At 48.8% G+C, this 10,651-nt stretch carries 10 protein-coding genes and 1 pseudogene; 1 reads left to right on the top strand and 10 read right to left on the bottom strand.

Going from position 1 to position 10,651, the window contains the following annotated elements; genetic code table 11:
• From JCM10914_RS26490 to JCM10914_RS26465, 7 genes and pseudogenes are all read right to left on the bottom strand, one after another.
• Positions 1-202, bottom strand: a pseudogene (locus tag JCM10914_RS26490) (phage tail tape measure protein); the annotation flags it as partial.
• Between the two features lie 39 nt (positions 203-241).
• Positions 242-1,189, bottom strand: coding sequence for an ABC transporter permease (locus JCM10914_RS26485; protein WP_023966837.1), 948 nt, complete (start codon positions 1,187-1,189; stop codon positions 242-244).
• Positions 1,186-2,115: an ABC transporter ATP-binding protein gene (locus JCM10914_RS26480; protein WP_023966835.1), complete on the bottom strand. Its 930-nt coding sequence runs from the start codon at positions 2,113-2,115 to the stop codon at positions 1,186-1,188. The genes JCM10914_RS26485 and JCM10914_RS26480 overlap by 4 nt, the downstream gene beginning before the upstream one ends.
• Complete coding sequence (locus tag JCM10914_RS31070) at positions 2,112-3,422, bottom strand: hypothetical protein (RefSeq protein ID WP_023966833.1); 1,311 nt, start codon at positions 3,420-3,422, stop codon at positions 2,112-2,114. The genes JCM10914_RS26480 and JCM10914_RS31070 overlap by 4 nt, the downstream gene beginning before the upstream one ends.
• Positions 3,415-4,470 carry a hypothetical protein gene (locus JCM10914_RS31065; RefSeq protein WP_023966831.1) on the bottom strand — a complete coding sequence of 352 codons (1,056 nt, stop codon included), beginning with the start codon at positions 4,468-4,470 and terminating at the stop codon, positions 3,415-3,417. Before JCM10914_RS31065 ends, JCM10914_RS31070 begins: the two co-directional genes overlap by 8 nt.
• A 247-nt stretch (positions 4,471-4,717) precedes the next feature.
• Positions 4,718-5,617 (bottom strand): formyltetrahydrofolate deformylase, encoded by a 900-nt coding sequence (purU, locus tag JCM10914_RS26470; RefSeq protein ID WP_023966829.1) that lies wholly within the window; start codon positions 5,615-5,617, stop codon positions 4,718-4,720.
• Positions 5,618-5,675: 58 nt separating this feature from the next.
• Positions 5,676-6,800 carry a deoxyribonuclease IV gene (locus JCM10914_RS26465; protein WP_023966827.1) on the bottom strand — a complete coding sequence of 375 codons (1,125 nt, stop codon included), beginning with the start codon at positions 6,798-6,800 and terminating at the stop codon, positions 5,676-5,678.
• A gap of 127 nt (positions 6,801-6,927) precedes the next feature.
• Here JCM10914_RS26465 and JCM10914_RS26460 point away from each other — a divergent pair, with 127 nt between their 5' ends.
• A complete protein-coding gene (locus JCM10914_RS26460) occupies positions 6,928-7,401 on the top strand; it encodes a DUF2621 domain-containing protein (RefSeq protein ID WP_023966825.1) in 474 nt (157 codons plus the stop codon).
• Positions 7,402-7,466: 65 nt separating this feature from the next.
• Here JCM10914_RS26460 and JCM10914_RS26455 read toward each other — a convergent pair whose 3' ends face one another.
• The 3 genes from JCM10914_RS26455 to JCM10914_RS31060 all read right to left on the bottom strand — a co-directional run bounded on the left by JCM10914_RS26455 (position 7,467) and on the right by JCM10914_RS31060 (position 10,649).
• Positions 7,467-8,621 (bottom strand): copper amine oxidase N-terminal domain-containing protein, encoded by a 1,155-nt coding sequence (locus JCM10914_RS26455; protein ID WP_023966823.1) that lies wholly within the window; start codon positions 8,619-8,621, stop codon positions 7,467-7,469.
• A gap of 220 nt (positions 8,622-8,841) precedes the next feature.
• Positions 8,842-10,515, bottom strand: coding sequence for a DUF6382 domain-containing protein (locus JCM10914_RS26450; RefSeq protein ID WP_023966821.1), 1,674 nt, complete (start codon positions 10,513-10,515; stop codon positions 8,842-8,844).
• Complete coding sequence (locus JCM10914_RS31060) at positions 10,512-10,649, bottom strand: hypothetical protein (RefSeq protein ID WP_231638766.1); 138 nt, start codon at positions 10,647-10,649, stop codon at positions 10,512-10,514. Before JCM10914_RS31060 ends, JCM10914_RS26450 begins: the two co-directional genes overlap by 4 nt.
• Positions 10,650-10,651 lie beyond the last annotated feature (2 nt).

Here is a 10,651-nt window from a genome sequence, read left to right as displayed (position 1 = left end):
ATATCAGGCCTACCATACCAGAAACGAGCGGAATTATGACTGCTGCCATCTCAAGCCAGTCAATAGGGATCAAGCGTCCGACGATCAGCAGGAGCAGCAGCAGCGCAAAGCCGGCTATCAGTCCATATAAGGCGTAAGCAATGACCCGAAACCGCTGCAGCCGCCGACGCGCCGATTCGATAAACCGCAAGATGTTGTCCATGATCTCCTTACCTCCTTGTCTACCTGCCTTCGTATGACTTTACGCTCCGCTCCCGGTCGGTTCTTCTCCTTGAGGGGCTTCTAACACTGCCTTATCCTTCCGCTTACGTCTGGCTACTGGCCTGATATTGCGGATGGCAATCCATAACGCGCCTACAATCACAACGGCATAGACGATGAAGAACTCCAGCCAGAGCTCGATCGGTGCCTTGCTGTTCAGATTACCGCCTTGAACCAGAAACGCTTGCTTCGAAAATGACGGGTCAAACAGACTCATCAAAGCCCCGGCGGGATTCAATCCGAGTACATATCCAACCCAGGAGTAGCTCCCTGCCGGAGGTTGACCCGTCTGATACATATTGCGCTGTTCAATGCCCAAGAGGAATAAATACAATAGTCCTGTGACCAGGAATATGATAAGTCCCGCACCATACGTCACAATAATGGCTACGATCGTCCGTTTGAACAGCGTCGAGAACATCACGCCAAGCGCGCCGAGCAGCAGCATCACGAATAGATAAAAACCAAAGACGGATACGAGCTGCTTCGGCGAAATACCGCCGTACAGAAATACGATACTGTAAATCGGCAGTGTTGACAGCACGATCAGCGTCATGAAGCTAAGCGATGATACGAGCTTGCTCAGTACGATTGTCGACGAACTTTGCTGTGTCGTCAGCAACATGCTCAAGGTTTGCTTCTCCCGCTCACTGCTAATAACGCCAGCCGTTAATGCCGGTGCCATAAAAGCGATCAGAACGAGCTGCGCAAAACTAAGCACGTAGAACATCATCTGGCTCATCTGTGGATCGAAGCGCTGCTGGCCCCCTCTTTGTCCCAGGTACAAAAAGAGATAAATAAAGCCCATCGCTACAGCTCCCAGTGCCAGTATATATAACAGCACGGACAGCATGGAACGCGTAGAACGCATGCGCAGTCGGAATTCTTTATCAATTACCGGATTAATTAATCGTCTGCTCCAGTTCATTCGCGGGGTCCTCCTTTGGTAATTTCGAGGAATACATCTTCCAGATTGCTCTGTGCTTCCTGGAAGGAGACAATCGGGATGTCCCAAGCGACCACCTGACGCAGCAGAGCACTCTGCTGTACATCATCTCCACCGTAATGAACGTGAACCCCGGTATTATCAACTAGCACGGATGTAACATTCGGCTCATCCCGCAGTTTCTCGGCCAGTTCATCTTCGCGCTCCAGCGTACGAATATGAATCACCTTCTTGACGCGAAGACGGTTCTGAATGTCGCTAACCTTGCCTTGCGCCACCATTTCCCCATGTTCGATGACGCCGATCTCGTCTACCATCTCCGCAAGTTCAGGCAGAATATGAGATGAGATAATAATCGTCTTGCCCATTAATTTCAATTCCTTTAATATTTCGCGCATTTCGATCCGTGCCCGCGGGTCAAGCCCCGATGCCGGTTCATCCAGTATCAACACGTCCGGGTCGTGCACAAGGCAGCGGGCCAAGCAAAGACGCTGCTTCATCCCCCGCGATAAACTATCCACGTACGTATCGGCTTTATCCGTCAAGTTGACCAGCTCTAGCAGTTGTGGGATCAACTGTTCACGCTCCACCCGCGGAATACCGTAGCTTGCACCATAGAAATGTAAATACTCAGTCGACTTTAACTGATCATAGACACCGAAAAAATCCGGCATATAACCAATCCGTTTACGAACTTCCTTCGGGTACTGCGTAACATCGTACCCTCCTACCTTGGCGATCCCGGACGTGGGCAACATCAGCGTTGCCAGGATCGACATCGTCGTGGATTTTCCGGCTCCGTTCGGTCCGACGAAGCCAAATACCGTCCCTTGTTCAATATCGAGACTGATTTCTTTCAAAGCATGGAATGTGCCGTAGCGTTTACTTAAGTTTTTAATCTCGATCATGGCGTTGCCTCCCCCTTCACTGACAGCTCAGGCATCGTGAAGTTGGTCTGGTCGCTGGCTGTTATCATGAATCGAACCCGATTGTCGACGATGTACTGCTCCGGATGATCCGCATAGACGACTTCATTATTGGAATTGTCCACCGGCTCCCACTTGCTCTCCTTCACGTTCCAAATTTCCATCGTGACATTTTGGTTAAATTTCGTGCCCTTTATTGATATTTCCGAATATTGAACACTGCCTTCTGTAATCAATGGGAACTCTCCCACGATCATTCCCTGCCCCATCTCGATTCCGTGTGGATAAGACGCATACATCGGTGCATTTACTTGTGAAATTTCTGGCGACAGGAACCCGTATGGAATGTTTAACTCTCCGCTAACTTCCCAGTTCATGGACACCGGCTGTACCCAGTAATTCAACTGGTCACTATCCACTTCAGTTCCCTTCAAAGTAAAGGTCGTCAGACGGTCCTTACTCCACCCCATAATATAGGCATCTTTATTGCTATATCCGCCAGCCCAGCTGTAGTTGTTCAGAATATCGCGTTCACGCGCTCTCGTATCATTCTGAACATACGGATATAGGATATTGCTCAGGTCCGAGCCCACGAATTTCAGCACTTGCTTCTGGTCTTGCGGAACACTTACGGAGGCCCCCTGCGCGACATCGCCAAGCTTGTAACCCTTACCTCCTACAACGAGTACAACTTCGGTCAGATCATTAATCGTTTCATTCGTTACTGCCCCGGTTAACTGACCACTTCCATCCAGCTTCAGATCCAGAGCAAAGCGACCCACTGGTTCCGTGCCTTGACTCTCGGACCATATCTTGGCCAGGGACCATTGTGGCATGTCGCGAAGCTCCAAAGTCGTTGCTTCCGGGGTATTCCGTACAAAGCTCGTATTCTCACCCAGGCCACTGCCGAATGTCGTCTGATTACGGCCAGTCTTCAGATACGTATTCTCGGAGAACTCCAGTTGATAATTCCCGCTGCGCGGAGTGAAGAACGCGGAGGCCGATGATTTCACCCCGTCACCTTGTCCGTTCAACTTAATCACATTGATGGTATGTGCAAGCTCCCTCGTTTTATCGGCAGAGCCAACGAAATACACTGCCCCGCTCGCGATAACCGCGATAATCGGAATCAGGAACCACGCCCACTCCCGCTTATCCGCCCGCTTCAATATAAAGTACAGGATCGGTGCGACAATGACCGCATAAATGAGTAACATCCACAGCAATAATGTAAAGGATGGCATCTTCAGCGCTGGAAAATATTCCAGTACATAATTCAAATTATCCATGAACGAACCGCCGTACATCCCGTTTTGAGACGAGACGGGTAGGCTGTTCCGGAGCAGTGATGCCCAGGCGTCGGCGTGCCCTGCCCAAGAACCAACCGTCCATAGCCAGATCATATGCAGCGTATTGGACCTTACCCTGTCCATAGGCGTGCGAAGCGAACAAAGGCTGTCCGTCAGCCGTGATTCCGCCCTCGGCTCCTTCTGCTAAGTTCGCCGTCGAAATGGTAAAGGTGCCATCCAATTTCAGAGGCTTACCGCCGAGTTGTTCAAGTTCGGTCAAGGATTGGACCGAAGTCGTGCCGCTCGACTGAACCGGAGCAATATCCGCGAACGGAGCAGCGCTCTTGGCATAACCAGCGCCACCGGCCAGCACCAAGGTTCCCCCGCCATTCACCCAATCGATGATCGATTTACGCTGCGGTTCCGTGAGCGTGTCGGACGCAAAATTATTGATGACCAATACGTCCAGCCCATTCAGCAGCATCGGATCGGACGGTATATTTCCGGCCTTAATCGAGAATTGGTTCAAGCTGCTTCCTTTGCCATTCAGCACGTTCATGAAGTTCATCGTATCCGGATCGTCGGCTAGCACAGCAATCAGCGCCCCTTGATACGGCGATGCCTGAACATAGTTCCTGCCTGAATCAAAAGCGGTTGGCTTCCCCTTCGTATACGAATCCTCATAGAACAATATCTGATTATTGTCTTTGTTGAGCACCGTTCCTGGAAGACCGATCAACAACTCCTTCGGCGTATCCTTCGGAAGCTCCACTCGCTGGACGTACGAGGTCTGTTGACCATAGCCCATGTTATTCTGGATTTGAATGACGATATCACCGGAAATATCCCGGTCGCTCGTCAGCGTCAGTTTGAGCGGATTCCATTTTCCACTCTTCACTTTCCCCTGGTATCCGAGCTCGCTCTGAATCCCAATCTTGGCGGTATCCGCGTAAACTTGTCCTGCCGGTAATGCCAAAGACAGCGTTGCTGACAACAACAGCATAGCCAAGAACAGAACAATCCCCCGTTTTTTTGTATACAACGACAACTGATGATTCCCCTCTCCAACAAAAGATGGACAATATACATACCCTTACGAGAGCCAGATTGCTAAACTTCAGCCCCTCTGTCTCCTCGATTCACCTATATTGACGAGACCATATCCTAAAAAGTTTGAAAAATCTGCAAATTAAAAACAAATTCCCGCTCCAATATACACGGAGCGGGAACAAGATGTAATCCGTTGCAGCATTAAAGCGACAGCCTGCACAGATGATATGAATGTCTAGTATGGTCTAGTTGAACACGACTGTCTTGTTATGATGCACGAGAATGCGGTCCTCCACATGCCATTTCACAGCTCTTGCCAATACGACACGTTCGATCGTACGACCGATGCGCTTCAATTCATTGACGTCGTCACGGTGACTTACACGCTGAACGTCCTGTTCGATGATTGGTCCGCCATCCAGCTCTTCCGTAACATAATGAGCCGTAGCTCCAATGATTTTCACTCCGCGATTATAAGCCTGGGCATACGGCTTACCGCCCACGAATGCCGGTAGGAAAGAATGGTGAATATTGATGATCCGATTGCGGTAATGCTCAATAAAGGTTGGCGAGATGATCTGCATATAGCGTGCCAGAATAATGACGTCAATATCATCACCGATCACATCGAGTTGACGTTTCTCGGCTTCAGGCTTCGTCTCAGCCGTTACCGGGATATGATGATACGGAATACCAAATGATTCTACATATTCCTTCATATCCAGATGATTGCTGACCACAAGTGCGATGTCGGCATCCAGATCCCCTGCCTGCCACTGCCACAGCAGTTCAACAAGACAATGATCTTCCTTCGATACGAAGATAGCCAGGCGTTTCTTACGCGCTGCGTGGTAGATATTCCAATCCATCTGGAATTGATCAGCCACCTCTTGGAACGAAGACTCCAGTGCAGGAAGCTTGCTATCCAGCTCTTCCAGATCAAATTCCACTCGCATAAAGAACATGCCGCCTGCCGGATCCATCGTATACTGATCCGATTGCACGATGTTGGCACCGTGTTGATACAGAAACTGCGATACGGCTGCTACAATCCCCGGTCCATCCGGACAGGAGATGAGCATGCGCGCACGGTTAGGGTAGAGACCTGCCGTTGACGACAGGTCCTTCTTGATGTGAATTTCCATAATACTTGATGATCCTCCTCTAAACTAAGCCATCATTTTTCAAATTGATCAGGAAACATTATCTAGAATCCAGAGACACCCCAGCTAGCCAAGCGATGATAAGCTTATTAACCTCTTCCTCCGACAGTTCCGACAGCAGTCCAGCAGCTATGACCATGTCGTACAATCTCTCCATCGGCTCGCGAGGGTCAGCTTTCTTCGCCTTGGCATCGTTCTTAAGCAAATTCCAGGTATCCAGAACGAAGGCGCGAGAGTTGATCTCCTGCTTCGCAAAGAACAGACGCAATTCCTCCACCTGCTGGATGAAGGAATGACCGAACCGACCTTCTACATCCCCGCGAAGAAGCGCGATCTCAATCTCGTACATCGGCCGCTGCTTCTTCGGATCTTTACCGATCCAAGGCGTCTCCAGAATGAATGGCCGGCCCTGAAGCTTCTCATGCTGAACCACCCGTTGAATGGCATCATAACCGATCCAGCCCGTGCCCAGTGGAGTATGACGGTCTTTGCCCGCTCCCCGAGGGTTTTTGCTGTCATTCAGATGCACTACGCTTAGACGGTCTAAACCGATCAATTTATCGAACTGCTCCAGTACGCCGTCCAGATCATCCACGATATCATAGCCAGCATCGTGAACGTGACACGTGTCCAGGCAGATCGCCAGACGGTCATTGTATTTCACTTTATCAATAATGGCCGCAATCTCTTCAAAGCTGCGCCCCATCTCTGTTCCTTTGCCTGCCATCGTCTCCAGGGCAATATTGACCTCGGTCTCCTCGGTCCCGCCAAGCACTTCGTTCAGTCCGGCAGCAATCCGTTCAATCCCGTATTCAGCATCCTTATCGGTATATGCACCTGGGTGCAGAACGATGTTCTTCACGCCGACCGCGTGAGTCCGGCGAATTTCTTCTTGCAGGAAGCTGACCGCAAGCTCAAATGTATTGGGCTTGTACGATCCAAGGTTGATAATATATGGAGCATGGACAACAATCTCCTCAACCCCGATCTCCTGCATCGCAGCTTTACCTTCTTCGATAAACATCGAATCAATCGGTTTACGGCGCGTATTCTGCGGTGCGCCAGTATATATCATGAACGAGCTGGAGCCATATGATTTAGCCTCTGCTGTCGCTGTAAGCAATCCCTTGTCGGAAAACGACACATGGGAACCAATTTTCAACATGTACTGCATCCCCCTTTTGTAACACGCAATTACCCCTATTTTAGCCTGTATATCGAAATAAATCTAGAAATGCGTTATAATTCTCCATGAACGAGTCACGCGACCATAATCATTGAGGTGATATAGAATGAACAGCACAGGGGCCTTCGCAGGCTATCTGTCATCCAGCGCACCGCCCAACTGGTTCATGAACTCCATTGCTTTTTGGGGATGGGTCATGCTGGGGTTGATGTGCATCGGCGGATTCTTCATGTTCCGCAAGTTCCTGAAAGTACTCCCGAAGGCGGACGGTAAATCAAAGCTGGATTGGCAGAACTATTGGGTAGAACGCAGCCGCCCGATGTGGACGGACGAATCGAAGGCTTTTCTGGACGAGCTGGTGCAGCCCGTACCGGGACCGTTCCGGGACATCGCCAAGCATTCGATCGCCGCTGAAATCGGCAAGATTGCCATCGAGGACCGGGCGAAGCAAGTAACGCGCGATCACTGCATTAAAGGCTATATCGTAGCTACGCCGAAGCGGGATTACAAATTCCTGATGAATTTCCTGCAGAAGAAGGAAATTGACTACAAGCCTTATCAACATCTGATCAATAAATAATGGAATCAACAAAACCCCGTTCCCCTCTTCAATAATAGTCTGAGTAGGGAGACGGGGATTTTTGATTACAGATCTTTCAGGTTGAAAGCGTACAAGTCATGTTCATCTGTTGGTTTATTCTCATAACCAAAAAACAGGGCTCCGTCTTCTTGTTGAAGAAAAATAAGCCTGGTGTCATGAATAACATTTGCCCTATCGAGCGCGGATTCTTCCAGGAACTTTATCTCCTCAGGCGGCAACGGCAAACGTTCGTGCACATACTTCGTAATCTCGCGCATGCGATGGTAGATCACCAGATGCTGCGTAGAATATTCACGTAGAATTAAATAATAGAACGTCGCATATTCAATCATGTATATATCATCTTTGCCAACTATCTCCTGAAGATTATACGACGCTACAACAGTCCCGTCGAAATCCAGAAACTCTGCCTGTTTGCCATCCGATAACAATCGATTGTCAAATAGATCATATAATTTATACGTGTTGCTATCCGGGTAAGAACCTACAAAACCAAAATTCATCTCCCTGTGGATCTGTCCATCCTTGACGAATATCTGGCCGGATTGCTTAACGCTTGCCGCTGGACCAACGGCCTCATGCAATCGGATATAGGAAGTGGTGTCCGATAGGCGCTCAACTTCTAGCTTTATGAGCTCTTCCACGCGAATATCCAGGCTCCCGATGAATTGCGGAATCCTGTTGCCGATGGCCTGATAAAATTCTCCGCTCTTACGATCCAGCCAAAATGTAATGCCCTTGTCCGATCCCATGGCGTAGGTGCTGCCAATCGACAACATTCTTGTCCGAGGGTTCCATAACACCTTCTCATTCATTGCTGAAGCAACGAACTGGATGGGAACGTAAGTAACCCCTTTCACCAATTGGGCAGGAGTATTCAGCTCAATCTGTTTCCGGTTCACACATGCGTGGCTTGCACCCACTTTCAAACTCATTTCGGTATTTACACCATACAAGCTTGCCGTCTGCGTCTGCGGATTCCAATACAGTTTCAAGCCCAGTAGGTGAGCGGTTTCTCGCAAGGGCAGCAACATTCTGCCGTTCTTCATGATCAACGGAGTCTCCAGCGGAAACGGTGATTTATATTCCCCATATTCTATAGTTGCTATCACATTGGAACCTTGACCATGACTTACTGTCGGAAACATGAACAAGAATAACAGAAAAATTAACAACCTCACTTCGTTACGTACTTTCATTCATTTGATCCCCCTTTTCTCGTAACGTCCATTCATAAAACCCTCAAAATGAATATATTATATATTGTATTTTCTGGATTTAATAGGTTTATGTGGATTATGAGCAGGGCACAAATATTTCGAATCAATGCGAAGAGAATCTCGTGAACGATACATTTGCCTGTTTAGTCCAAAATTCAATTAAAAAGTTCCGCACCCCTTTGGCGCGGAACTTATGATGTCATGTTAACCTAAGCGTAAAAGAAATTCCCGTAATAATGAAGCTATCCCCTTCTTGAATAGGATACTCTTTATACGGAACCATCGCTTCACCTCGAAGGCTAGTTCCATTGATTGACCCCAGATCTTTCAATCGATATTCGTTACCTTCGCGAGACACCTCTACGTGGGCGCGAGAGATTCCAGTACCTTCAGCCACATGCTGAGCAACCTCAGCAGAACGTCCGATAATAAAGTGTGGTTGACTCAATTCGATTCGTTGCGGTACGTTGATGTTCGGTCCGACGCACTCTAAATAAGCCGTTGATTGGATCATACGTGAGGCCTTCTCCGGTGCCAGGGTTACCGTGCTCCCTTCGATAGAAGAAGCGAGCACCTCCGTACGATAAGATAGCATCGAATCATCGTCCTCCGGCTTCGAATGTACGTCTAATCCCGTACTTTCAGCCTGAGTATGGCCTGACGAATAACCTGAAGTTAACCCTGAGTAGCGAGCCCTATTTGACCCCTCGTCACCAGTATTCATAGAATCAGCTGCCGCTTTCCCCGTTAGAATCTCTGATAACGGATCGGCTTCGAAGCGCGGAGCAGACTTCCAACTCGATCGCCCTGTCGAGCTAAGCTCAACCGAATCGAACATCGGTAATTCTGCCGACCACTCGCTCTTCATGCGCTTGCCTGGTTTTAACTTTCCCATCCACACAAGCCACGAGATAACGGCCAAGAGTAAAGTACCACTTACCGACAATATTAGTGTAAGCGAGCCAGGATTATTCATATACAACAGCCTCCAGATTCCTGCAGCCGCCAGTAAACATCCTAACATAATGTAGGTTCGTAGCGGGGAGTTAGAATTCGTGTCCGTCGGATCATCCTCGGCAGGCGGGTTGGAATGTGAATGAAACCAGGGGCTTGTTGACTTGGATGGAATCTGGCCAGCTTCTGCATTCAATCGTTCTTCACTGTGGTTTCTATAGTTCGCTCGCTTAAACCAGTTATCTGTCTGATCTGGAATAGCTTGAGGTTGATCAACCCGATCTACTCGCTCGGGTTGATGCTTTCCTACAACATGATGTACCGAATGCTTCGCGGATGCTGCATTCTTAGCTGTGAAAGGGGCACCCTCTTGAACAAGAGAGTGAACCCTTCCGTTCTTCACACGGTTCACATGAGACGCGCTCGCGTCAGGTGAATTCATCGGATGCGGCACCTCGCTCTGCCGGGTTCCTTCGTCTTCGCCAGCCAACAGTTCGATAATCAATCGCTTTAATCCTCTCAGACTGAAGCATGGCTCCCCGCAGAAGCTCATTAGAGCTTGTACTCCTCCGCCTCGAAGTTCCGTCACAGCTGCAAGTAATCTCATCATGAAATCCTTAATATTTCTCCCTAGGTCTTGAGTATCTCTCAGATCAACCAGAGGAAGATACGTCAAATATAGAGTGCCTAGCCCCATTGATCCTTCAATAAAAATGTAATCCTCCTGCAGAACATAGTTATCCGGATGCAGCATATAGGATTTACTGTCATCCAGAGCTGTAGCGATCTGGAGCAGCAAACCATAATACTCCGTCAGGCTCAAACGTTCACCCTTCAACGACTGGGACAACATTTTTTTACCGGATATATCGTATTCCAACGTAACTCGATCATCAATTTCCTTTACATGGAGTTTCAAAAAATGAGGGATCTTGCTGAGCGAATCATTCCAAGTTGAACCCGGTTCAGTTCTGACGCCTGCAACCCTTCTTTTCGCGTGATGATCATCTTGGTGCCGCCATTTTGTACAAAGTCCGTCGTTAATCCGAACATCT

The organism is Paenibacillus sp. JCM 10914, from assembly GCF_001315105.1.
GTDB lineage: Bacteria > Bacillota > Bacilli > Paenibacillales > Paenibacillaceae > Paenibacillus_AQ.
This window is presented reverse-complemented; position numbering and strand designations above follow the sequence as displayed.

Bases quoted from the DNA above. Each gene is read 5' to 3' on its own strand.
- JCM10914_RS26485 (WP_023966837.1), bottom strand. From the start codon at position 1,189: ATGAACTGGAGCAGACGATTAATTAATCCGGTAATTGATAAAGAATTC.
- JCM10914_RS26480 (WP_023966835.1), bottom strand. From the start codon at position 2,115: ATGATCGAGATTAAAAACTTAAGTAAACGCTACGGCACATTCCATGCT.
- JCM10914_RS26460 (WP_023966825.1), top strand. From the start codon at position 6,928: ATGAACAGCACAGGGGCCTTCGCAGGCTATCTGTCATCCAGCGCACCG.
- JCM10914_RS31070 (WP_023966833.1), bottom strand. From the start codon at position 3,422: ATGGATAATTTGAATTATGTACTGGAATATTTTCCAGCGCTGAAGATG.
- JCM10914_RS26465 (WP_023966827.1), bottom strand. From the start codon at position 6,800: ATGTTGAAAATTGGTTCCCATGTGTCGTTTTCCGACAAGGGATTGCTT.
- purU (WP_023966829.1), bottom strand. From the start codon at position 5,617: ATGGAAATTCACATCAAGAAGGACCTGTCGTCAACGGCAGGTCTCTAC.
- JCM10914_RS31060 (WP_231638766.1), bottom strand. From the start codon at position 10,649: ATGTTCGGATTAACGACGGACTTTGTACAAAATGGCGGCACCAAGATG.
- JCM10914_RS26455 (WP_023966823.1), bottom strand. From the start codon at position 8,621: ATGAAAGTACGTAACGAAGTGAGGTTGTTAATTTTTCTGTTATTCTTG.